23 protein-coding genes and 1 riboswitch are annotated in these 23,365 nt (G+C 51.2%); of the genes, 17 read left to right on the top strand and 6 right to left on the bottom strand.

All coding sequences use genetic code 11. The annotated features are described in order from the left end of the window. Window positions 1-20 precede the first annotated feature (20 nt). Entirely contained in the window at window positions 21-923 is a 903-nt protein-coding gene (locus tag J7E85_RS29055; protein WP_215163394.1) for a DMT family transporter, read from the bottom strand. A gap of 285 nt (window positions 924-1,208) precedes the next feature. Here J7E85_RS29055 and J7E85_RS29050 point away from each other — a divergent pair, with 285 nt between their 5' ends. Then, on the top strand, window positions 1,209-1,922 hold the full coding sequence (locus J7E85_RS29050) for a metal-dependent hydrolase (protein WP_215163393.1): 714 nt from the start codon (window positions 1,209-1,211) through the stop codon (window positions 1,920-1,922). 88 nt (window positions 1,923-2,010) lie between these two features. On the opposite strand, the gene lplA is transcribed toward J7E85_RS29050, so the two are convergent. Then, entirely contained in the window at window positions 2,011-3,012 is a 1,002-nt protein-coding gene (gene lplA, locus J7E85_RS29045) for a lipoate--protein ligase (protein ID WP_215163392.1), read from the bottom strand. Between the two features lie 175 nt (window positions 3,013-3,187). Here lplA and cobD point away from each other — a divergent pair, with 175 nt between their 5' ends. From cobD to J7E85_RS28990, 11 genes are all read left to right on the top strand, one after another. Then, window positions 3,188-4,312 carry a threonine-phosphate decarboxylase CobD gene (cobD, locus tag J7E85_RS29040; RefSeq protein ID WP_215163391.1) on the top strand — a complete coding sequence of 375 codons (1,125 nt, stop codon included), beginning with the start codon at window positions 3,188-3,190 and terminating at the stop codon, window positions 4,310-4,312. Between the two features lie 74 nt (window positions 4,313-4,386). Then, complete coding sequence (locus J7E85_RS29035) at window positions 4,387-5,121, top strand: adenosylcobinamide amidohydrolase (RefSeq protein WP_215163390.1); 735 nt, start codon at window positions 4,387-4,389, stop codon at window positions 5,119-5,121. Beyond that, the gene (cbiB, locus tag J7E85_RS29030) at window positions 5,118-6,095 is read left to right on the top strand and encodes an adenosylcobinamide-phosphate synthase CbiB (RefSeq protein ID WP_215163389.1); all 978 of its coding nucleotides are present in this window, start codon (window positions 5,118-5,120) and stop codon (window positions 6,093-6,095) included. Before J7E85_RS29035 ends, cbiB begins: the two co-directional genes overlap by 4 nt. Further along, a complete protein-coding gene (locus J7E85_RS29025; protein WP_215163388.1) occupies window positions 6,086-6,814 on the top strand; it encodes a histidine phosphatase family protein in 729 nt (242 codons plus the stop codon). Before cbiB ends, J7E85_RS29025 begins: the two co-directional genes overlap by 10 nt. A gap of 152 nt (window positions 6,815-6,966) precedes the next feature. Beyond that, window positions 6,967-7,168, top strand: a riboswitch (cobalamin riboswitch). A 257-nt stretch (window positions 7,169-7,425) separates the two neighbouring features. Further along, complete coding sequence (locus J7E85_RS29020; RefSeq protein WP_215163387.1) at window positions 7,426-8,430, top strand: ABC transporter substrate-binding protein; 1,005 nt, start codon at window positions 7,426-7,428, stop codon at window positions 8,428-8,430. After that, window positions 8,427-9,473: a FecCD family ABC transporter permease gene (locus J7E85_RS29015; RefSeq protein ID WP_215163386.1), complete on the top strand. Its 1,047-nt coding sequence runs from the start codon at window positions 8,427-8,429 to the stop codon at window positions 9,471-9,473. The genes J7E85_RS29020 and J7E85_RS29015 overlap by 4 nt, the downstream gene beginning before the upstream one ends. Further along, window positions 9,470-10,255 (top strand): ABC transporter ATP-binding protein, encoded by a 786-nt coding sequence (locus tag J7E85_RS29010; protein WP_215163385.1) that lies wholly within the window; start codon window positions 9,470-9,472, stop codon window positions 10,253-10,255. Before J7E85_RS29015 ends, J7E85_RS29010 begins: the two co-directional genes overlap by 4 nt. A gap of 67 nt (window positions 10,256-10,322) precedes the next feature. Further along, window positions 10,323-11,393 carry a nicotinate-nucleotide--dimethylbenzimidazole phosphoribosyltransferase gene (cobT, locus tag J7E85_RS29005; RefSeq protein WP_215163384.1) on the top strand — a complete coding sequence of 357 codons (1,071 nt, stop codon included), beginning with the start codon at window positions 10,323-10,325 and terminating at the stop codon, window positions 11,391-11,393. Next, window positions 11,390-11,968 carry a bifunctional adenosylcobinamide kinase/adenosylcobinamide-phosphate guanylyltransferase gene (cobU, locus tag J7E85_RS29000; RefSeq protein ID WP_215163383.1) on the top strand — a complete coding sequence of 193 codons (579 nt, stop codon included), beginning with the start codon at window positions 11,390-11,392 and terminating at the stop codon, window positions 11,966-11,968. The genes cobT and cobU overlap by 4 nt, the downstream gene beginning before the upstream one ends. Then, window positions 11,965-12,786 carry an adenosylcobinamide-GDP ribazoletransferase gene (gene cobS / locus J7E85_RS28995; protein WP_215163382.1) on the top strand — a complete coding sequence of 274 codons (822 nt, stop codon included), beginning with the start codon at window positions 11,965-11,967 and terminating at the stop codon, window positions 12,784-12,786. The genes cobU and cobS overlap by 4 nt, the downstream gene beginning before the upstream one ends. 213 nt (window positions 12,787-12,999) lie before the next feature. Then, window positions 13,000-14,394: an L-cystine transporter gene (locus J7E85_RS28990; RefSeq protein WP_215163381.1), complete on the top strand. Its 1,395-nt coding sequence runs from the start codon at window positions 13,000-13,002 to the stop codon at window positions 14,392-14,394. Window positions 14,395-14,520: 126 nt separating this feature from the next. On the opposite strand, the gene J7E85_RS28985 is transcribed toward J7E85_RS28990, so the two are convergent. Beyond that, a complete protein-coding gene (locus J7E85_RS28985) occupies window positions 14,521-15,609 on the bottom strand; it encodes a M24 family metallopeptidase (protein ID WP_215163426.1) in 1,089 nt (362 codons plus the stop codon). A gap of 92 nt (window positions 15,610-15,701) precedes the next feature. Here J7E85_RS28985 and J7E85_RS34975 point away from each other — a divergent pair, with 92 nt between their 5' ends. Then, entirely contained in the window at window positions 15,702-15,869 is a 168-nt protein-coding gene (locus J7E85_RS34975) for a DUF2569 family protein (RefSeq protein ID WP_353049576.1), read from the top strand. Window positions 15,870-15,962: 93 nt separating this feature from the next. Further along, window positions 15,963-16,463: a GNAT family N-acetyltransferase gene (locus J7E85_RS28975; RefSeq protein ID WP_215163379.1), complete on the top strand. Its 501-nt coding sequence runs from the start codon at window positions 15,963-15,965 to the stop codon at window positions 16,461-16,463. Between the two features lie 118 nt (window positions 16,464-16,581). On the opposite strand, the gene pdxR is transcribed toward J7E85_RS28975, so the two are convergent. Continuing rightward, the gene (gene pdxR, locus J7E85_RS28970) at window positions 16,582-18,039 is read right to left on the bottom strand and encodes a MocR-like pyridoxine biosynthesis transcription factor PdxR (protein ID WP_215163378.1); all 1,458 of its coding nucleotides are present in this window, start codon (window positions 18,037-18,039) and stop codon (window positions 16,582-16,584) included. A gap of 109 nt (window positions 18,040-18,148) precedes the next feature. Between pdxR and J7E85_RS28965 the strand changes: the two genes are divergently transcribed. Together J7E85_RS28965 and J7E85_RS28960 are read left to right on the top strand one after the other, a co-directional pair. Next, window positions 18,149-18,727 (top strand): GNAT family N-acetyltransferase, encoded by a 579-nt coding sequence (locus J7E85_RS28965; RefSeq protein WP_215163377.1) that lies wholly within the window; start codon window positions 18,149-18,151, stop codon window positions 18,725-18,727. A gap of 109 nt (window positions 18,728-18,836) precedes the next feature. Next, entirely contained in the window at window positions 18,837-19,313 is a 477-nt protein-coding gene (locus J7E85_RS28960) for a GNAT family N-acetyltransferase (protein ID WP_215163376.1), read from the top strand. Window positions 19,314-19,373: 60 nt separating this feature from the next. Here J7E85_RS28960 and J7E85_RS28955 read toward each other — a convergent pair whose 3' ends face one another. Then, window positions 19,374-19,718: a hypothetical protein gene (locus J7E85_RS28955; RefSeq protein ID WP_215163375.1), complete on the bottom strand. Its 345-nt coding sequence runs from the start codon at window positions 19,716-19,718 to the stop codon at window positions 19,374-19,376. Between the two features lie 328 nt (window positions 19,719-20,046). On the opposite strand from J7E85_RS28955, the gene J7E85_RS28950 reads away from it, so the two are divergent. Continuing rightward, window positions 20,047-20,994: a serine/threonine protein kinase gene (locus J7E85_RS28950; RefSeq protein WP_353049574.1), complete on the top strand. Its 948-nt coding sequence runs from the start codon at window positions 20,047-20,049 to the stop codon at window positions 20,992-20,994. Here the strand turns inward: J7E85_RS28950 and J7E85_RS28945 are convergent. Further along, the gene (locus J7E85_RS28945) at window positions 20,957-22,990 is read right to left on the bottom strand and encodes a vWA domain-containing protein (RefSeq protein WP_483311348.1); all 2,034 of its coding nucleotides are present in this window, start codon (window positions 22,988-22,990) and stop codon (window positions 20,957-20,959) included. The genes J7E85_RS28950 and J7E85_RS28945 overlap by 38 nt on opposite strands. Between the last annotated feature and the right edge of the window lie 375 nt (window positions 22,991-23,365).

The raw sequence follows: 23,365 nt of genomic DNA, 5'->3' as shown, positions 1-23,365 counted from the left end.
TTCTGTCTCTGTCTTTAACTCTATTGTACCTTCTGTGGCGCAGACTTCAATTCCGCAATCACCATTCCCGCCAAAATGCACAGACAACCGATGCCGCCGATGAGCGTAAGCAGTTCTTCCGCGAACAGGATTCCGGTCAGCGCGGCGAATACCGGCTCCGTTGCATAGATGATGGCCACCCTGGATGGCGTCGTGTATTTTTGACAGACGGTTTGGATCCAGAAGGCGAATGCGCTGGTAGGTCCGATGGATATAGCCAGCGCCCACAGCACGTTCGGCTGGGTCAGTTTCTCCGTCAGGTCGGTCATATTGTCGACATGTTCGGTCAGTGCAGATGCCGCTAAGCTAAATACTCCCACGACAGCCATCTGGAGCGCCGCCAGCAGCAAAGCAGGGTATCGACCGGCATAAACGCCCGTATAACCAATATGGAGCGCAAAACCGATGGCGCAAACGAATACGAGCAAATCCCCCTTATTCAAGCTCATGCCGGAACCGGTGAAGGTAAGCAGATACAGACCCGCTGCCGCAAGCAAGGCACTGATCCAGGTGAATCTGGAGATGGAGTGCTTTAACTGGGCATAGGATATGAAAGGGACCAGCACGACGGACAAGCCGGTAATAAAGCCTGTATTGGACGTGGTTGTGTACAGAAGGCCCGCGGTTTGAAAGGCATACCCTATAAATAAAAAAAGACCTAGCAGGCAAGCATGCAGCAGCATTTTGCCGGATATTAGCTTCCACTGGCTCCGGTAAAAGAGGGTGATGATCAATGCAAGGAGCAGGGCCGCTCCCAAAAAGCGGACCGAATTAAAGGCCATCGGCGGGAGCACGCGGACCGCATGCTGAACGATGAGGAACGTAGATCCCCACATCATGGCCACCAGAAGCAGGCTGAGATCGGCAATTCGTGAGCGATTCACTCGGTCGTCATCCTTTCTTGAAGATGTGAAACTCCTGATGAGATTCCCGTACATTCGTCCCCGGTCGTAACCTTGGGGCAAGTGATCAAATTGTATCCCATATCAGAGAATCGGACAACCATTTTTAAGCCTAACCCAAGTGGAAGGGGTAGACAAAAAGAGGATGATTTTGCTATACTAATGAACCGAACGTATATTCTCATGACCCTGGGCTATCGGACGTGAAGACCGGCAACTCCATCGATCCCATAGTCAGCATTGAGCTTAGAAAGGAAGATTGTCATCATGATGGGCAGAGCTCATTTGATTATTAGCACAGGGGTTACGTTATCCGTCATGGGCATGAGCGAAGTGCCTGTCACGTTGCCGGCTGCCGCAGTGGCTTTGGTTAGCGCACTGCTTCCCGACATCGACGAGCCCAACTCCCTGCTGGTCCGCAAAGCCATTCCTTCCGGGCTGCTGCGAATCCTCCAGCTAGCGATGATTGGCGCAGCCATCTTCGTTGTCTTCTACGGCAAGGAGTATGCCCCATGGAACATCGCCCTGGCCGGGCTGATCGGGGTTGTTTCGTACCTGCCAAGCCGGACCCTGCGCCATATCGTCATGTTCCTGATCGGTCTCGGACTGATCTCCTTCGGGCAGGGCTTCAGCCCATGGAACACAATCGCAGGCAGCGTGCTCATTGCAGGCTCCTTGGTGACCCACCGGGGGTTAACCCATACCGTCTATGCCGCTGCCGGATGGACGGGCCTGCTGTATTTTGCATCGCAGGGCAAGATCGGCGGGGAAAGCTTATGGTTTGCTGGCGGTTTATCCTACTCCATCCATTTGCTTGCAGATGCATTAACCAATCGCGGGATCTGTCCGCTTCCTCCGTTCAAATGGAGAATTAAACTGAAAATTATGAGCACCGGAAGCAAATGGGGACGCACGGTAGAGAATGTATGTATCGTGTTAACACTGGTCCTTGTTTGGTATGTGTTTATGGCCTCTTCTTGATCCGAGGTATATCTGTTTGAAATGAAAAAGCCTCCCACCCTTATGCATGGAGCATACGGGCGGGAGGCTTATTTAATTCGAGAAGGCTCTATTCCTCAAGAAAAATCAAGCCGATCAAATCGTCGAGCTCAAGGTTGCCGAAGTAATGCTTGACGTTGATGCCGGATAGCGCCGTGCGCACTGCAGTTTCTTCATACCGTTTGCCGCGAAGCAGGTTCTCGATATCAGCGACATCGCCGACGCCGAAAAAGTCGCCGTAAATCTTGATCTCTCCGATATGTCCTTCACGGATGTCCATGCGGATATCAATAATGCCCACCGGGAACTTCTTGGCATGCTTCACATTGCTTTCAGGGGAAAGTCCGTAGTTCCAATCCCAATTCTGGTAGCGTTCCTTCGAGATCTGGTTGATGATTTCCCAGTCCTTCTCTTGAAGGACATATTGCGGTACTTGATCCGGCTCCATACCGAAAATCGAGCGAAGCAGCTCGGCGCGGAACTGTTCAATGGTCATATCCGTACCAAGCAGCTCCTTAATGTTCGCCACGCGGCTGCGGACGGATTTGGTGCTCTTGGATTTGAATTTTTCCGGATTGGCATTCAGCGAGGCTTGTACATCATCCAGGTTCAGATCGAACATGAGCGTGCCGTGGCTGAACATGCGTCCCCGCGTCGAGAACTGCGCGTTCCCCGAAATTTTCTTCTCGCCGACCTGCAGGTCATTCCGGCCGCTCAGCTCGGCGGGTACACCCATTTTTTGCAGGAAGTCGATGACCGGCTGGGTGAACTTCAGGAAGTTGTGGAAGGACTGTCCGTCATCCTTCGTAATGAAGCTGAAATTCAGGTTGCCGAGATCATGGTATACGGCCCCGCCCCCGGACAACCGGCGTACAACCTGAATGTTGTTGTCACGAACGTATTCCTGGTTGATCTCTTCGATCGTATTCTGATGCTTTCCGATAATAATGGAAGGCTTGTTGATATAAAAGAGAAGGTAGCTCTCATCCATGGACAAGTGCTTCAAGGCATATTCTTCAATCGCTAGATTAATGGATGGATCGTGGATCCCCTGATTATCGATAAATAGCATAGTATCCTCCGTCGTCACAATTCAAAATGTGGTGCTTCCAGACTATTGTAAACCAATTTTAAGACAGAGACAAAGGATTCCATGTTGACGAGTCAGGGACGGTAGCGACATAATGATGGCATTACATAACGGCAGGACTTGCAAGAGTCCAGGGCATGGAACAGGAGGAGCCCTTATGAATGACAAAAAACAACCCTTGATCGAGGTGTACGGCCATGGAGGGGACGTGGAGACGGCCGCTGCCACATACGGAAGAAAAGCCTCGGCTTTCCTGGATTACAGCGCCAATATTAACCCGCTCGGACCGCCGCAAGGGGTTATTACGGCCTTACAAGAGGGAATGAGTGCGGTCATTCGTTATCCGGATCCGGGACACCGCAAGTTCAAGGAGCTGCTCGCAGCGGAGTTAGGCACCGATCCGCGGGGTATCCTTGTCGGCAATGGGGCGGCAGAGTGCATGGCGCTGTTGTTGATGGGGCTATCGCCAAGGACTGTGGGCGTGGTTGACCCGTGTTTTTCTGAATACCGGGAATTGTCCTTAAAATTTGGTTCGGACATCCGCTCCGTGTGCGGTCATCCGGAGAGGGACTGGCGTGCAGATAAGGCGGATGTGATGGAACTGATAGCTTGCACGGATCTCGTGTTTTTGGGACAGCCCAACAATCCGAACGGAGTTCAGTACAGCCTTGAGGATATCCGCGAAATAGCGGCATGCGCAGAGCAAGAAGGGACCTGGCTGGTGCTGGATGAAGCCTTTATCGACTTTATTCCGCTGGAAGACAGACAGACTCTGATGCCAGAGCTTCATGACTATCCTCGGACCGTGATTGTCAGATCGATGACCAAGTTTTATGCGATTCCGGGTCTACGACTCGGGTATACGGCCGCACATCCCGATGTGATACGCAGGATGGCAGGCAAGCAGGTCACGTGGAGTGTTAATGGACTGGCGCTGCTTGCGGGCGAGGCTTGTCTTGGCAGCGGCAGGGACTATGAGCAGAATACGCTGCAATTGATTCGCGCAGAGCGCGGGAAGCTTATACATGGTTTACGAGCGCTGGGGCTGGAGGTTACGCCGGGCGAGGCTAATTTTCTACTCATGGAGCTTCCGCGGCCATGGCGTGCCGAGATGTTTCAGTCGGAGATGGGCAGACGCGGCGTGCTTGTCCGCAGCTGCGCCATGTACCCGGGCCTTGGTGAGCGTCATATCCGGCTGGCCGTTAAACATGCCGCAGATAACGACAGGCTGCTTGCCATTATGGCGGAGGTGCTTGGCATTTCTTCTGAAGACGCGACTTAAAGGTATTAAACAGCACATACCAATGAAGTCGGAATCAGGCGGATTTAGATCATAGAGAGTAGGGAGAGAGAAACATGGCAGTACCTTTTCTGGAAGGCAAGAATCATCTATATCTTTCTAATGCGTGGCCGGGAGTGGTGGCGTCCCTCGAATCGGAGCTGCAGCATCCGCATATCCGGATATCGCTTCCGGAGCCGGCTGCGTCCATAAGCAGCGCTATTTACGGCGGCGGATTCGTAAGCTTGGATCATATCGTGAATCGTTATGTGGACAAACATTACGATTGCAGCGACCCCGTGAACGATATGTCTAACTTTATAGCTGCTCACGGTTATCCGGCTGAATCTACAGCTGGATTGATGACGGCGGTAAAACTGAAATATGCTTCCATCCGGGAAGAGCGGAGTGAACAGGCTTCCATCCTGTGCTGTACCACCGCCGGCGTGGGCAATGCAGCCCGCGCCGGGTCGAGCCGTACGACGTTTGCGGCTTACCAGCCGGGCACGATTAATATCATGCTGATGGTGGACGGGATGATGACGCCGACTTGCATGGTGAACGCCACGCTGACGGCGACGGAAGCGAAAGCCGCGGCGCTGCATGACCTGGGCGTGAAGGATCATGAAACCGGAGCCGTCGCGACCGGAACGACGACGGACGCGATGGTCCTTGGGGTCAGCGGCAATGCAGCGTATGGCGTGAACCACCATTATGCCGGAACCGCAACTGATCTGGGCGGCATGATCGGCCGCCTTGTCTACGAGAGTGTTACGGAAAGCATTGTCTCCGAAAGAGAGAACCGGATATGACCGTCGTGTGGGTCATTTGGGCAGCGGTCGTGCTGGACCTGCTGATTGGAGATCCGAGATGGCTCCCCCATCCCGTCATTGGCATGGGGAAAGCCATCCGCCGGGTTGAAGGCTGGATACGTCATTGGGCGACTTCCGCCCAGAGCCTGAAGCGGGCGGGCATTCTGCTGCCGGTGATCGTGGCCGGCGGCTCCTTCATACTGGCATGGCTGCTGCTGTTGTTGTGTGCAGCGATTCATCCTTGGCTTGCTTGGGGAGTGGAGATCGTGCTTATTGCGACTACGATTGCTATCAAGGGGCTGCGTGAAGCAGGATTGGAGGTCTATGGCCATCTTCGTTCCGGCCATATCGGGGAGGCCAGGCGCGCGCTCAGCATGGTTGTCGGGCGAGACACCGGCCATCTGGATGAGCCGGAGATCGTGCGGGGAACAGTGGAGACGGTTGCGGAGAATATCGTGGATGCGGTCATCGCTCCGTTGTTTTTTGCCCTGATCGGGGGAGCGCCGCTGGCGATGGCCTACCGGGCCGTGAACACGCTCGACTCCATGGTCGGTTATAAAAATGACAAATACCAGCATATCGGCTGGGCATCCGCAAGGCTGGACGATATCGCCAATTGGATACCGGCACGTCTGACGGCAGGACTGTTGACCGTGGTGGCTGCGATGTTCTCGCTGCAATGGAAAAAAGCGATCAAGATGGTCAGAAGGGATGCGCGAAAGCACCCCAGTCCGAACAGCGGCTTCTCGGAATCGGCCGTTGCCGGTGCGCTGGGCATTCGTCTGGGTGGCGAGAATTCCTATCAAGGCGTGATCTCGTTCCGGGCTTACATGGGGGACCCCGAACGCCCGCTTGAAGCGGAGGATATTCAGGTGACAAATCGTCTGCTGCTGGGCGTATCGGTATTGTTTACGATACTGGGTACCGTGGTGCTTGGGCTTGTTGCCGCAGCAGGGGGGAGGTTATGGATATGAGGATTACCCTGCATCTGATCCGTCATGGCCGCACGTTATGGAACGAGGAGCACCGTTATCTCGGTCACGAGAATCAGGGGATTCTGGTGGAAGGAAGACAGCAGCTCCTCCCGCTGCGGGAAAGGTTTTGTACCAAGCAGTTTGTCCGGATCTATTGCAGTGATCTCCTTCGATGCAGGCAGACGCTGAATGTTATCCTATCGGACTCAACAATGTCCGCTATTCCTGATGATGAAGATCCGGGCAGGCTCATTCCAGGGGTCGAGTATGATCTGCGGCTGCGTGAGCTCGATTTCGGGGATTGGGAAGGGAACACCTACGAGGACTTGAAGTCGGATATCTCCTATCGGTGCTGGATTGATAACCCCGCAGAAGTTACGCCGCCAAATGGGGAGAGCTGGGAAGCGTTCTGTTCCCGGATTCAGGCATTCTTGACCGGATTGTATTTGGATTTGAAGGAACTGTTGCATGTGGAGGAAGATCCGGATACCCTTGTGCAGGCAGAGGCAGAGGCAGAGGCAGCCGGTTATGGTTGTGGGACACAGAGGATCGAGTTGGATGTGCTTGTGGTCACCCATGGGGGCGTCATCCGGCAGATCGCGGCAGCTACCCTTCCGCATACGGAATTCTGGGAAACGCAGGTGTCACCGGGCGAGGAGCTTAAGCTGCAATTGACATGGGATGAAAAACGCTGGCAAGGCGTGCGGTTAAGCGAATAAATGAAATCGTATGATATCGGTGCGGAATGGGCGATAACGGGATAAATCCGTATCATAAGGCATTTGAAATGACCGAATCTTTCGGTTGTAAGAGGAAGGTTTATCGCCTATAATGTTGGGCAGAGAAACCATGCTTGGCCTAACATACATAAATTCATATTATTTGCGAGGGTCCCGGACAGAAGGCGTTGTTGCCTTCTGCCGGGTTAATAGGGAAGCCGGTGCAAGTCCGGCACGGTCCCGCCACTGTGAAGCAGGGACTTCTTCATATGCCACTGAGCCATAGCGCTTGGGAAGGCGGAGAAGTCGTTACAGCCTGCAAGTCAGGAGACCTGCCCTCGGCGAATGAATGACGGTCCTTCGAGGAGAGGATTACGTTTGCCGGACCCATGCAGCATGTGTGGGCGGAAGTTTAAGGCGCTATCTGTGAACGGTTATCCAGATGTCCTTATGTTAAAACGTAATCCCTGAGTCCTTGTTTACGAGGAGTCAGGGATTTTTGCTTTTCTTTGGAGTATGACGATTGATATTTTTCTCCCGGTAAGGATCGGTCGAAGGAATGTAAACTCACAGCGCCAGGTTCTCAATTATGTATAGGGGGATTTCAAGAGATGAAAGCATTAAACAAAACATGGTCCGTACTTCTGGTAGCCATACTGATGGCTCTGGCCTTGATTAGCTGTGGAGGCGAAGAAGCGGCGCCGAAGGATACAACGCCGCCTGCACAACAGGAAGAGCAGAATAACGAAGTGCCAGCGGATTCCGGCGAAGAGCTTAAAACGACGTATCCGCTGACCGTTAAGGATTCAACCGGGGTTGAAATGACGTTTGAGAAAGCTCCGGCCAAAATTGCATCCCTGACACCGTCCGAGACGGAAAAACTGTTCGCTTTGGGCCTGGATGAGGAAATCGTTGGCGTGTCCGATAATGACGATTATCCGGAAGCGGCCAAATCCAAGCCTAAATTGGGCGGGTTCCAAGTGAATGAAGAGGCTATTATTGCAGCCGATGCCGATGTGGTATTTGCGGCTTCGATGAATGCTCAGAATGCTGAGAAATTGCGTGAGCTTGGCGTTACCCTGTTCGTCAATGATCCGAAAACCATTGATGCCGTGATGGAGAACATCGAACTGATCGGACAAATTACGGACCGTCAAGCGGAGGCGAAAGCGGTCGTGGATCAGATGAAGCAGGAATTGGCTACCGTTACGGAAGCCGTGAAATCCGTGAAGGATGAAGACAAGAAGAAAGTGTATGTCGAATTCTCTCCAGGCTGGACCGTCGGCAAGGGTGAGTTTATGGATGAGATCATCACCTTAGCTGGCGGCGTTAACGCAGCCGGCGATGCGGAAGGCTGGTTCGAAATCAGTGAGGAAAATATTATTGCTGCGAACCCCGACGTCATTCTGTACACGGACGATGTGGTTGATGAAGCAACCAAGAAAACATTGGATCAGCTGATTAAGGAGCGCGACGGCTGGGATCAGATCAAAGCCATCAAGAACGATCAAGTCATATCCGTGGATGCGAATCTGTTGAGCCGTCCGGGTCCCCGTGTGACGCAAGGGTTGGTGGAAGTGGCGAAGGCCGTTTATCCGGAACTGATGAATCCATGAGTAAAAAACTTGCAGGATTCGGTGCGGCCGGCATAATCCTATTACTGTTAACCTTGGTTGTCAGTCTCGGAATTGGCTCCGTGCACCTGCCTGTGAGAGAGATTGGGGCGATGCTGCTGCACCGGCTGCCGGGAATCGGCGATTCCATCGTTCCGGGCTGGGAAGCTCCATCCGAGCAAATCTTAATGAAGGTGAGATTGCCGCGCATATTGCTGGGGATGCTCGTAGGAGCCTCCCTGGCTGTCGCCGGAGCCGCCTTTCAAGGGGTGTTGCGCAATCCGCTGGCGGATCCGTTTACGCTTGGTGTATCCTCGGGTGCTGCGCTTGGCGCAGCATCCCTGATTTTTTTCGGGATGGAATATTCCTTTGCCGGAGGTTACACGCTCCCGCTTGTAGCGTTTCTGACCGGAGCAGGCACCCTATGGGCCGTTCTGCTGTTGGCAAGGGATCAAGGAAAACTGCCGATCCACGGGCTCATTCTGTCCGGCGTGGTGATGCAGTCGTTTCTGGGCGCCGTCGTTTCCTTTCTGACGGTCATGTCCAAAGATACGGTAAACCAGATCCTGTACTGGACGATGGGGAGCCTGAGCATGCGTGGATGGTCGTATACGGCCATCCTTTTCCCGTATTTTATCGCAGGTTTTATCTACTTATGGAGCAGGTCGCGAGCGCTTAATATTTTGTCGCTGGGGGAACGGCAGGCCGCCCATATGGGCTTGAATGTGGATCGGTTGAAGACCAGCGTGCTCATCGTTGCTACTCTGCTCGCTGCCGCAGCCGTGTCGGTCTCCGGCGTGATTGGATTCGTGGGACTTGTGGTACCGCATATGATCCGGCTGATCACCGGCTCCGATTACCGCGTCATTGTTCCACTGTCGGCTCTGGGCGGCGCGATATTCATGGTCTGGTGCGATACGGCGGCACGGTCCGTGCTGGCACCAACGGAAATACCGCTCGGTGTGGTTACGGCATTCATAGGCGCTCCATTCTTTGCGTATTTGCTATACCGGAACAAAAAACGGCGCAGGGAGGGTCTATCATGATTACAGCTCAAGGACTTGGCAAAGCATATGGCAAGGTGCCGATTCTTGAAGGCGTGGACCTTCACATTGCCGAAGGGGAATGGTGGGGAATCATCGGTCCGAACGGAAGCGGTAAATCCACCCTGATGCAGCTGTTATCCGGTGTGGAGAGTCCTACGCAAGGAAGTGTGACGCTTCGGGGCAAGGCACTTGGACACTATAATCGAAAGGCACTGGCCCGGATCGTGGCGGTGCTTCAGCAGGAAGGGCTTGATCCTACCGATTTTACCGTCCGGGAAGTGCTGGAGATGGGAAGATTCCCATTCCTGAACTGGCTTGGCCGTGAAGATAAGGATGCAGCACCGCTCATTGAGGCCATTATCCGAAAGCTGGATCTGAATGGTCTGGAAGAACGGCGGCTTACCGAGTTAAGCGGCGGTCAACGCCAGCGTGTCGCGCTTGGCAAGGTAATGGTCCAGGAGCCTTCCCTGCTGATGCTGGATGAACCGACGACCTATCTGGATATCCACTATCAGCTTCAGTTCATGGATATGGTGGCGGAGTGGCGGAATTCGTCTGGGATTACGGTGATCAGCGTACTGCATGATCTGAATCTGGCGGCCCAATTTTGCGATAAACTGCTGGTGCTTGATCAGGGAAAGATCGCCGGGGTTGGCAAGCCGGAGGAAGTTTTGACAGCGGCGTATATACGTCATATTTTCCGGGTGGAGCCCTCGATTGTGGCCCATCCCGAGAATGGTGCTCCGCAGGTGCTGTTAACGGCTAATAGCACGTGGTCCTGACCGATGTTGCCGCATGTTCCGCTTTAGGATGTAAGATTTAGGAACAAGATACAAGGAGGTCGTTTCATTGACGGATACAATCGTTAATCGTTTAAATCACATCATTGCTAACATTAAACCGCTGAATGTCGAGGTGCAGAACGAAACAGCCGCTTATTTGGACACGCTGACGAAGCCTCCGGGCAGTCTGGGTAAGCTGGAGGCGCTAGCGATCCAATTAGCGGGCATTACAGGGAATATGAAGCCGTCGTTCACCAAAAAATCCGTCGTTGTCATGGCAGGTGATCATGGAGTCTGTGAAGAAGGAGTCAGCGCATTTCCGGCTGAGGTAACGCCCCAGATGGTCATGAACTTCCTGAATGGAGGGGCTGCTGTGAATGTGCTGGCGCGTCAGGCGGGGGCAGACGTGCATTGTGTGGATATCGGGGTCGCAATCGAGCTGAAGCATGAGAAGCTGATGTCGCAAAACGTTGGCAGAGGAACCGCCAATATGGCCAAAGGGCCCGCGATGACAAAGGAAGCGGCACTGCAGTCCCTTGTAACCGGTGCAGAGGTAGCCGCCAAGTTGGTATCGCAAGGAACGCAAATGTTCGTGACCGGGGAGATGGGCATTGGGAACACGACACCGAGTGCGGCGATCTTCTCCGTTCTGTCCGGCAATCAGCCATCTGAAGTTGTGGGAAGGGGAACGGGCGTAACCGATGAACGGCTGCTACATAAGATTCGAGTTGTGGAACAGGCTATACAAGTTAATAGACCTCATGCCAATGATCCCATTGACGTGCTCGCCAAAGTCGGAGGATATGAAATCGGTGGATTGGCTGGACTGATTCTGGGTGCGGCTGCCCACGGTTGTCCCGTTATCATTGACGGCTTCATATCCAGTGCGGCTGCCCTGGTTGCCAAATACATCTGCCCGGACGCCCTCTCCTATATGATTGCCTCTCATGTTTCGCATGAACAGGCGCATGTGCTTCTGTTGAAAGAGCTGGGGCTGCATCCGATGCTGCAAATGGACATGCGTCTTGGCGAGGGTACAGGCGGAGTACTGTGCCTGCATCTGGTCGAGGCGGCGTGCCGGATCATGCATGAGATGGCGACGTTTGAGAGCGCCGGAATCAGCGGAGGGGCCGTATGAGCCATCGTGGAAGTGTGTTAGTCACGGGTGGGGCCAGAAGCGGAAAGAGCTCATTCGCGGAGAAGCTGTGCATGAAGCGCTCGGAGTCCGGAACGTATGTGGCGACTGCGCAAGCCTATGACGATGAAATGAGGGAACGGATCCGAATTCATCAAGACCGTCGGCATGATTCAGCCTATGGTTGGGAGACGGTCGAGGAGCCTGTCGCCCTGCCGGAACTGCTGGATACGCTGGGCCAATCGCAACCCAATGCTCCTGCGGTGGTAGTGGACTGCCTGACGCTGTGGCTTACGAATGTGCTGCTGCAAGCTGAGCCTGAAGGAAGTGCTGCGATGGAAGAACGGCTGGGACTTCAAATCGGCAGGCTCGCAAGAGCGGTACAGGGTTATCCGGGAATGGTCATTTTGGTAACAAATGAAGTGGGTTCGGGGATCGTTCCGGAATATCCGCTAGGCCGAATATATCGCGACTGGGCAGGGATCATGAATCAGAGACTGGCTCAGATATGTGATGAAGTATTTTTGGTGACTGCGGGAATTCCGATGGAAATCAAGAGCAAGGAGTATCTCATATGAGCAAGATGATCGAAGCGGCTGCGGCCGCTTTTCAATTTCTATCGAGGCTGCCGGTGCGGAGGGAAATTCCTTTTACGCCGGACGTGCAACAACGGAGCGTCGTTTTTTATCCATTGGTGGGGGCGGTTATTGGTGTAATCGTTGCCGGATTGGGACTGGGGGTAAGCTTTGTGCTGCCTTCCTTTCCCGCTGCCGTCATCCTGCTGGTTGTATGGGTTGCGCTGACGGGAGGGCTGCACCTCGATGGCTGGATGGATAGTGCTGATGCGCTGCTTAGCCATCGGTCGCGTGAGAAGATGCTGGAAATCATGAAGGATAGCCGTGTAGGTGCAATGGGGGTCATGGCGTGTATGCTGTTGCTCCTTTTGAAAGCTTCCTTGATCATGTCTATATGGGATTTATCAACCGGGGTATGGAAACAAGAGGCATGGCTACTGGTGCTCGCTCCGGTTTGGAGCCGCTGGTTTATGGTCCATGCGATGTATCGCTGGCCGATGGCACGGGGAAGTGAGGGGCTTGCCGCTCTATTTCATGGATTGACCGCCGGCAGGAGATCACTGGCAGGCGTAATGGCTGTCTTGTTAACGCTAGTTATTGTAGGTTTGCTATGGATCACGGCAGGCGAGATTAATCTTGGGATGATTGGAATCGGAGGAATTCTTGTCATACCATTCATAGCCTGGGCCGCTGGCAGTTTAACGGCAGAACGGATGACCCGAAGACTTGGAGGACTGACGGGGGATACTTACGGAGCGCTCAATGAACTGATTGAAACGGTTGTGTTAATATTTGTGGTTCTCCTTTTGAAGTTTACATGATATGATAGTGGAGCGATATCAGTGGTAATCCGATCAACATAGTCGATATAATCCGCATCGATGAGAATACAACGATTTTTGGCAGGAATTTTCTCAATCGGGTAATGATATGTTTAGAGTGGGCTGTAATGGATATGAATACATACTAGCGCACTTATGACATGAGGATGGAGCACCTATATCCTTATCTAAAGAATGGGAGGAATCATTAGGATGGAAACGCTTTGGGTTATCATCAATGTCCTTGTTCTGATTCTGCTGGTCGGTATTTTATATTGGATGCAGAAAAAGCATATCTCGTTTACCAAGCGCGTGTTTGCCGGACTTGGACTGGGTGTGTTGTTCGGAGTGGCACTGCAGCTCATCTATACTTCGACCTCCGATGTGGTGGTGAAATCCACCGATTGGTTTAATTTGATAGGCTACGGCTACGTTAGGCTGCTGCAAATGATGGTCATTCCGCTGATCATGGTGTCGATCATATCGGCCATCATGAAGCTGAAGGGCGGAAAGAATCTGGGCAAAATGAGCGGGCTTATCATTACGGTGCTGCTTTTGACGACAGCCGTAGCCGCTGCCGTCGGGATTACGACCGCGCTGGCGTTCGATTTGTCCGCCGTCAATATCCAAGGCGGTGCTGCGGAGGAGCAGCAGGGTGCACTGCTGCAAGAACGGCTCGGGGATGTTGAGGGCCGTACGCTGCCGCAACAGATCCTGGATTTCATTCCGAGCAATCCGTTTGCCGACATGACGGGAGCACGAAGAACTTCGACGATTGCGGTCGTCATTTTCTCGGCATTCGTTGGGATCGCCGTTCTCGGGTTGGACCGAAAAAACAAAGAGCAGGCGGAAACGTTCCGCAACATGATCTCTGCGGTCTATGGCGTGGTGATGCGTATCGTGACGCTGGTGCTTCGTCTGACGCCTTACGGGATTCTGGCACTCATGGCCAAAACGATCGCCACGACCGATCTTGCGGTGATCATGAATCTGATCGATTTCGTCCTGGCGTCGTATGTGGCTTTGATCGCCATGTTCATTATCCATCTGGTGCTGCTGGCGATATTCGGGTTTAACCCGCTCAAATATGTGAAAAAGGTGTTCCCGACGCTGACCTTTGCCTTTACGTCACGTTCCAGCGCGGCCACGATCCCGCTTAACGTGCAGACCCAGAACAAAAAGCTGGGCGTTTCGGAAGGTATCGCGAACCTCTCGGCATCATTTGGTGCCACGATTGGGCAGAACGGCTGCGCGGGCATTTATCCTGCCATGCTGGCCGTTATGATTGCGCCGACAGCCGGCGTGGACCCGACCTCATGGTCGTTCATCCTTACCCTGATCGTGGTCGTTATGATCAGTTCCTTCGGCGTGGCGGGTGTCGGAGGCGGAGCTACCTTCGCATCGCTCATCGTGCTCTCCACGATGAACCTCCCGGTTGCCTTGGCGGGTCTGTTAATCTCCGTCGAGCCGCTGATCGATATGGGACGGACGGCACTGAACGTAAATGACTCCATGACAGCCGGTGTGATTACCGGGAAAGTCATGAATGAAGTGGACAAAGACGTGTACAACGACGATAATATTGAACTGGATATGGTTCAGGCTTAACATATCTGTGGGAGCCATCTTCAAGGCACTGTTTCTGCCGGAGGATGGCTTTTCTGGTACATAGAGAAAGCCCGAATACCGTAAGTGAAGCGGTAATCCGGGCTTTTTTCTTATGCTGAAAATTGCTTATCCGATAATGGTCAGTTCTTTCGGGAAGGAGGTGAGCACCTCGACGCCATCCTCGGTTACGATCACATCGTCCTCAATCCGTACGCCGCCTACGCCTTGCAGATAAATGCCGGGCTCGATCGTGAATACCGCCCCAGGCTGCAAAATATCCTGGTTCAAACCGTGGATGGATGGATATTCGTGGACATCCATGCCAAGCCCATGACCCAAGCGATGTACAAAAGCATGTCCGTACCCTGCGTCATCAATCACTTTGCGAGCCGCTTGGTCAATTGAGCCATAAGTTACGCCGGGTTTTACGGCCTGAATGCCGGCCAGGTTCGCTGCGAGAACCGTCTCATAGATGTTGATGGCTTCGGGCTTCAGCTCGCCTACGGCAAAGGTACGTGTAATATCCGACGCATAACCACCTGCATACACTCCCAAATCGAACATGAGCAGATCTCCTGCTTCAATCCGGCGCGTACCGGGAACACCGTGAGGCAAGGCGGTATTGGGGCCGGATAATACCATTGTGGCGAAGGACGGAGCATCCGCACCCATCTTTTTCATTAAGTACTCCAGCTCTGCGACAACCTCAATCTCGGTGACGCCGATTTTTACATGGGCCAGGCCTTGTGTCAGCACATCTTCAACCAGTCTTACTGCATGTTTGATGATCTTCACTTCATCGGCCGACTTTCGAATTCGGAGCTCCCGGAGCACAGCGCCAACATCCTCGATCCGGTTCGCGTTCACTTGCTGCTGCAGCTGTTCATAACGGGAAACGGTGAGCTGATCCTTCTCAACGGCCAGCGTACCGGCTGCGCCTTGAACCTGCTGCTTCAGCAAGAGATACGGATTATCGGTATCCTGATGCGTGACAATATGCTTAACCGTTGAAGCGGCCGCGGCTGCGTCTGCATCCAATGCGGGCACAATCAGCACCGGTTCATTCGCTGAGGAGAGGAGCAGGCCCAGAAAACGCTCATGGGGATCATTCGCAAATCCGGTCAAATAGTAAACATGCTTGGGGTCTGTCACAAGGACATGATCCCAGCCTTGTGTATTCATGGATTGTTGCAAACTTTGCAATCGTTCGTTCATCCAGTTCATTCCTTTCTTCATCCGAAGACGGTTGTCATACCATTAATGTTAGGGTATCGCGTTCAATCGCGTAAGTAAAGTTTTCCTTTATTATGGGCTTGATCTTCCTATATAATGTTTTGGTCAATCAGGTAGAGATTTTGGTGGAAGAAGATAATGGCCAGTTTATACGCGAAATTGTCCGTGCATGTTTGTACGCCTGTATCTGGATCCCGTATTTCATCCGCTTCAAGTGTGTGCGCAACACCTTCGTGAATTAATGCCGCTTGAAAAAAAAGAAGCGTTTTTCCGCTGCCTCTTGTACAATAGATCTCGTACAAAAAGATTACGCATCTATTCGGAGGTAGGACATCGTGACGCAACAATACCGTATCGATTATGCCGTCAAAGAGGATTTGCCGGCCATTGTGGACATTTACAATTCGACGATCTCAGGCAGAAAAGTAACCGCCGATCTGGAGCCGGTCACGGTGGAGAGCCGTATACGCTGGTTTGAAGAGCACAGCAACGATTTTCGTCCGCTGTGGGTCATGCGGTCCGATGACGGGATGGTTGCATGGATGAGCTTTCAATCCTTTTATGGTCGTCCAGCCTATAACGGCACAGCGGAGATCAGCATATACGTAAACGAGAAATATCGCGGCAGTGGTGCCGGCAGTATATTGATTCAGAAGGCAATCGAGGAGTGTCCGCGCCTTCGCGTCAGTAATCTGGTCGGATTTGTATTCGGCCATAATGAACCAAGCCTTAAGCTGTTGAAGAAGTTCGGTTTTGATCAATGGGGGCTTCTCCCCGGGGTTGCGGAGCTTGACGGCATCAAGCGGGATTTGGTCATTGTCGGTCGTGCAGTTTAAGTGTCGATACGTTAATGGATGATTTATAGTTTGCCTTAAAGGGCATACAGACTAACATATCAAAAAGCTGTCCCTTTTGGTAAATGAGAGGACAGCTTTTTTCATGTTGTTATGATATTTAGAGGTGGACCGCTCCCAGCCAACAGTCAGCAAGCCGTTTTATGCCTGCTTCAATCTCATCTTCCTTCAATCCGCCGAAGCCAAGAATGAATGATCTACGATCCGATTCGTTGGGCTCATTGGCAGGAAGCATTCGTGTATAGGCAGCGGAGCTTACGCGGATTCCCCTTGCTTCGGCTAGCGCTTCCAGTTCCTCTTCGGATAATGGATGGTTCAAACGAAGCATGAGGTGAAACCCGGAGCCTGTACCCGATATTTGAGCACGTCCACCAAAGTGACGTTGAATAGAACCGATCAGGCGATCATGTTTCCTACGGAGTATCATCCTCATTTTCCGCAAATGTCGTTCAACATAGCCGTCCCGCAAAAAGCGCTCCAGTGTCATCTGATTCAGTTTAGAGGCCGTGCAGTCGAGAAAGAGCTGGAACTTTAATCGGTGATAATCCGGCAGCAGAACCTTCGGCAATATCATATATTGGACTCCAAGGGCAGGGGACAGTACCTGCGAGAATCCGCCCAGGTATATTACACGGCTGTCGGGCAGCAGCCCTTGGAGGCTCGGAATCGGTCTTCCATAGTATCGGAACTCACCGTCAGCGTCATCTTCAATAATAAAACCCCCAGTTTCTTGTGCCCATTGCAGCAGCGCCAACCTGCGGGAGATGGGCATAATGACGCCGGTGGGGAACTGGTGGGAGGGGGAGACGGTTACGAATGTTGCTCCGCTGCTCTGCAATTCATGCTGACTGATCCCATCCTCCAGCACGGGGATTGGAATGACATCATACCCCTTCTGCCGGAAAACCTCCGGCTGCTGTGGATAACAAGGGTTCTCAACAGCGATGGACTTTCCGTAAGGAAGAAGCAGTCTGCTGATCAAATCAAGTAGAGGGAAAGGATCAGACCCGATAATCACCTGTTCAGGCGTACAGGCTACCCCGCGAAAATGTTTGGCATAGTTGGCAATCTGGCAACGCAGCCCTTCTTCACCCTGCGGATCCCCGTAGAACAGCATGTCGGCCGTGCTGTTTTCCTGCAAGCAACGGTTATAGGCTTTTCTCCACTCGGTCATCGGGAAATATTCGTATTCATTTTTGGACATATGAAAGTCATATTTAAAGTAATGGTGTCGTTTGAGTATAGGTCCCTTGGGAGAAGCAGGTTCCACGGGAAGCGCAAAAGGAACATCGGCTAGCCATTGCACAAAATATCCGCTCCGTGGCTTGCTCGCAATGAAGCCTTCAGCAAGCAGCTGCTGATAAGCCATTTCAATGGGGGTGGTGCTTATGCCAAGCAGTTCGGCAAGCCTTCGAACCGATGGGAGACGGCTTGGATGAAGCCAATGCCCGGCGGATATCTGTTGTTTCATGTATCGATACAACTGTACATACAGGGGAACGCTGGAATCATCCAGTAATAATGTGATTTCTGTTTGATTTACCGGAACCTGTTTCATATCATCTGTCCTTTATAAATATTCGAATCTGCATATTTGGATATGGTCAATTTCTTGATATAGTATAAGGGATTTTTAGTTCCAGAGGAAACGGGAGGTTACAATCGACATGAACTCATCTATAACAAATACGAAGCCGGTACGGTTTCTTGAAGGCGAGCGGATCTACTTGCGGCCCTTTGGAGAAGAGGACACCGCAGAGTATTTTCAAATGCTGTTTAATCCGGAAATGCGGCGGCTGACCGGGACGAAGCAGGCTTTTACGCTGGAGGGGGTACGTCGGTATATCGAGGAGAAATCCGGTAATCACGATACCATCCTGCTGCTGATCGCTTTATCGGATAGCGATCAGATGATTGGCGATATCGCGCTGCAGGATATCGATTACGTTAACCGGAATGCGAATATTCGCATCGCCCTTGATAAGGGTGAGCATCTCGGCAAGGGGTACGGACCGGAAGCCATCAAGCTCTTGCTCGAATACGCCTACGGAATCCTTCATCTTCACCGGATCGAGCTGCAGGTGTTTGATTATAACGAGCGTGCCATCAAGGCTTATGAGAAGGTGGGTTTCAAGCGCGAAGGGGTTCAGCGAGACGCATTGTACTACCAGCATCGTTACCATGACTCCATAATGATGAGCATGCTGGAGGAGGAATACAGGGCGCTGTATCACCAAGGGCAATAGCATCCTGGCTGCCTAAGAATGAAGTTGCGTGCAAACCATTCGTGGTTTTCTGCATTCCAAACCCTGACCGATATCCAGTAAACTTGGGGTAACGTCGGATGTAAAGGATGTGCGTGATTTGAAAGCAGAGATTCATATATATCAAGCGGAGCTGAAGGATCTGGGCAAGGCAGCCGCTCTGTTTAATCAGTATCGTCAATTCTATAAGCGAGAAGATGATCTAAACGGGGCCGAGGAATATATCAGGGAGAGGCTGACCCGAGGTGATTCCGTTATGTATTTAGCGGACTGCAATAGTGGGGAAACTCATGTCACGGCTGGCTTTCTACAGTTATATCCATCCTTCTCATCGCTATCGATGACCAGTTTGTGGATCTTGAATGATCTATACGTGGATTCCGAATATCGCGGGCTTGGTATCGGAAGGAAACTGCTCGATCAAGCCAAAGCGCACGCCCTTCAGACCGGAGCCAAAGGGCTGACTCTGTCCACGCAGCTTCATAACGTGACTGCTCAGCATTTGTATAAATCTTCAGGGTATGTGCAGGATGAAGAATTTGCGTATTATTATTTGGATTTATCATAACGAAGGGTCATTAATAACAAACAAAGACGATACTCCTGAAGGAGTCATCGTCTTTGTTTGTTATTGATATATCGAGCGTATTTTGCGGAAAACCTCAACCCGGGCAATTTTAAGTTCCCACATTTGGTCCAGCAGCTTCCGCTGTTTATTTTTATCATCTGTTGCTTTCAGTTCATTGTACAGGGCAAACATACGGTCATTGATTTGGTTCACGCATTGCCACAGCTCATGTTCCGTGCATTCCTCCGACTTCACTTGTTTCTCGCCCCGTGGTTTCTGCATGTGATGAAGTATACGAGTAATGTCTGCTTGCCACTCCCGATCTTCTAAGCGCATAGCCAAACTGAGAAGATCCAGATAATCATCGAGGGACAGAGATGTCGGTTCTTTATCGCATGGATCCAAGTTGAAAGCCCCCTTAGCAAACTCCTAATCATCGTTATACCAAGTATTATACTTGGAATTATAAGTTTTTCAAGAGGAAAAATAATGAGTATATTGTTACTCAACTTTCGTACCTGGAATATTGACTCAAACCCTTGAGGGCACGAGAAGAATTCAATATAGTTACTCGCGGGTGAGGGGCATTTTTTGAGAACATATCTCAAGATCATGCATGGTCAATCTGTTGAGAAATTGGTAAGATGAGGATATCATACATAGGTTGTCTTGATTTTAATCGCAAAAAACATAACAACAAGGTTCTTCTTTAAAACGTTCGTGGAGGTTAACAGTGAGTAAAGCAATGATGGGAAACGAGGGGAATGGACTGCGCCGCAATTCGAGATTGTACAGCAGGGAGTCAGGATCGTCTCTGACTTACCGGGTTCGCAGTAAGATTTCTGCTAGTGAACTGGCCATCGTATACGCGGTCAGATGCGAAGAGAAGGATATGAAGTTTGTGATCAAGGAGTTCTTCCCTAAATCGTTAGTGCGTAGAGGGAAAGATGGCAACTCTGTACGCCGGTTATCGGGAGTGCCGGATGATAAGTATGAAGCTTTAAGGAATGCATTTATTAATGAAGGAAAGCTTTTGAAGGACTGTGAGCATCCCGGTATTGTCCGCTTTGTGGGTCAATTTGAACAAAATGAGACCGTCTATATTGTTATGGAATTTATAGAAGGGGTTACACTGGCAGAAATGATTGAGGGACGTCCAGATAGAGTTGAGCCCGGCTTCCTGTACAAGACGATGATTCCCTTGATTGAGACGCTGGAATATCTGCATAAGCAAGGAATCATTCATCGTGATTTAAAGCCGGGCAATATTATCATTGATCACGAGAGGCGCGCGAAGCTGCTCGATTTCGGTTCAGCCATACGTTTTGACGGCAGCGGCGGCCACCCGATTCTGACAACAGCCGGGTATTCGCCACTCGAGCTCTATTCCGAGCAATCTCGTCAAGGGCCGGTAAGCGATATATACAGCTTGGCTGCATTGTTGTATTATTGCTGCCGCGGCACGGCACCCATTGATGTTCGCAAGCGATTGTTCGATGATCAGTTGGAGCCGGTGGGCACGGGTTTGAAGCGCCGTTGGCCATTTCTGTCCCGAGCGATCCGGCGCGGCTTGATCGTTGCGCCGGACAAGCGCTGTTCTTCTCTAAAATGGTTCAAGGCTGCGATTACGATGGAATATGTGACTAGCCCGTCTGCTGCCCGGAGGAGTCGTTCCGGATAAAAATATTTGTAGTCGGTTTAATGGCCTTATAACGCAGCTCGATTTCAGTTATACCGTCCTCGAATGTAATGTACAATTTGTCATTATATTCGAGGGTTTCTTTTTTATTCATCGGCAGCGGCGTACGGTTACGAACGAGTGAACAACGTGATGTGTTCTTTACGATCAGCTTGCCGTCTTTGCCTGGGGTGAAGACAATTTGTTGCGCTTCAGGAAGCGGCTCATGTACATCAAGGCTCACGAACAGCTCCAGCAGACTTACCTTACGTCCCCCAAAAGAGGTGAGCGGCCATGATTTGACCGGCACTTCACTGCCGCTGGCCGTTGCCAGAAAATATCCTTCCAGCTTGCCAGCAAAGCCCGGCTTCGGACGCAGCCACATGAATAAACCGACGGCAATGGCAAGAAGAACAATTCCTCCGGCGATAGACCATTTAAGCACCGTGTATTTCGATTTGACGTTAACGGTTAATATCGCCGTAGCTGAGCCGCCTTCCGAATCGGCAGCAGTTACCGTAATTTGGGTCTGTCCCGTTTGAAGCGGTGACAAAAGCAGTTCCCCATTCTTAAGCTCAGGGGTCAGTATCTTGTTTGGGTTGTTGCCACTTTGCATGGTGTAAGTTAAATCATCCCCGTTCTCATCAAGGAATAAATCGTTCATGTCCAGAACGACTTGACCCTCTTCTTTGATAACCTCAAGTTGTTCTCTGCCATGGACGGAGGGCGCTATATTCACAATATTCTGATCTTGGACGATACTGTGCCGATAGAAGCTCGGACCGTCCATTTTCACCTGCCATTTGTATTTACCTGAGGTGGAAAAGATGTATTCGGCATAAAAGCGTGTGCCCTCGTTCTTCATATCTACAAGAACTTCCTTATTCGTCTCCAGATTCGTCACGACAAGCTGGCCTTGCAGAGACTGATACACTTCCTGCTCCATTAATTGCTCATTTGTAGCCGGATGGATGAGATAAGCCTCGATACCCGTAGGCTGACCCTTGATGGCGGCTTTGTTCGTGATTGCCGCTTTGGCTTCCAGCTCATAGCTTCCGAGTAGATTTATTTTTACAAGATCCCCTGATGTGCCCCTAAATTTAAGCTTGGCCGTACCTTTCTTGGGCTGAGATACCTTGATCAGCGTGTAGCTCCCTGACTTGAACATACGTATATTCTCTGAGCTGTAGAAAAGCTGCGTCTCCTTGAGTGGATGCTCGGAAAGCAAAATAATGTTGGCTTCTCCCATACTTGAATTGGGAATGTCGACTTGTACCTCTTGCAGCTGCCCCGTCGCCGTAACGCCAGCTACCGGAAGCAGCACGGATCTCATTTGCGCCGCGAAGATCCGGTTGAAAATTTCAGGCAAATCGTCAGCACTGCTGGTCATATAAGAGGCGCCGCCAGTTTCATTCGCGATGCGCTCCAATTCCTCAGGATTGACGGTGCCATCGTGGTTCAGTCCGATCGTGTAGATCGGGTAGCCATCCTTCTGCGCTTTTGAAATAGCTTTGTCTACGTCCTTAGCCGAATCGGCAGCAGTTCGTTGAGACCGGGAAGCTGGCCCAAAATCTGTTTCTCCGTCAGAAAGAAGAATGACGAACGGCTTACGTCCGCTGCCCTCTCCTTCAGACGACTTGGATGAAATCAAGTTCCCGCCTGTGTTTAGTCCTAATCCTAAATCGGTATATCCGCTTCTGCGGAGTCCGGCTATTTTTTGTTTGAGCTCTGTCTTGTTCGCCGCTACCGAAATGGAGGTCAGCGGTTTGGAATCCACAATTTGATGATTGTAGGCTACAAAGCCGATTCTCGTCCGGCTCGCTTCGCTCATGTCCATGAACATATGAATCACTTCGTTCGCCATTTTGTTTGGATCAGCATGATTCATAGAATAGCTTGTATCCAGAACAAAGACCGCATCAAAAGCATCGGTGTGACTTTTTTGTGAGGAATTTGCAGAAACAGGGGATGGATTGTGAAAATTTGTCGCAAAAAACATGAAAACAAAAATCAGGATAAAAGTCCCACTGAATAAAAAAGTGCCTGGAGTCTGTTTTTGCCTTTTTTTCTTCATTTACCGATACCCGCCTTATGTACTATATAGTATTGGAATAGAGTGGAAATAGTCGCTCAAATATGTATATTCAAACTTATATCGGAATTGGCCCTTGTTTATTGTATATTATTCCAAAAAATAGGTCCTTGATTGGATATGTTTTCCTCAATATGATGGATGGAAGGTTCTTAAGACCCTATATTCATCATCAATTCAAGATATTGACAATTGATAGGAGCGATGTTTAATATTACCCTCGAGACCCGGGTACAGTGAAACTCGTCCCGGTCATACGACCCAGGTATCCCATACAATAGT

Origin of the sequence: Paenibacillus sp. ISL-20 (genome assembly GCF_018613005.1) — a bacterium.
Lineage (GTDB): Bacteria > Bacillota > Bacilli > Paenibacillales > Paenibacillaceae > Paenibacillus_AQ.
Note: the sequence above shows the minus strand (reverse complement) of the source record. Positions and strands in the feature narration are given on the sequence as shown.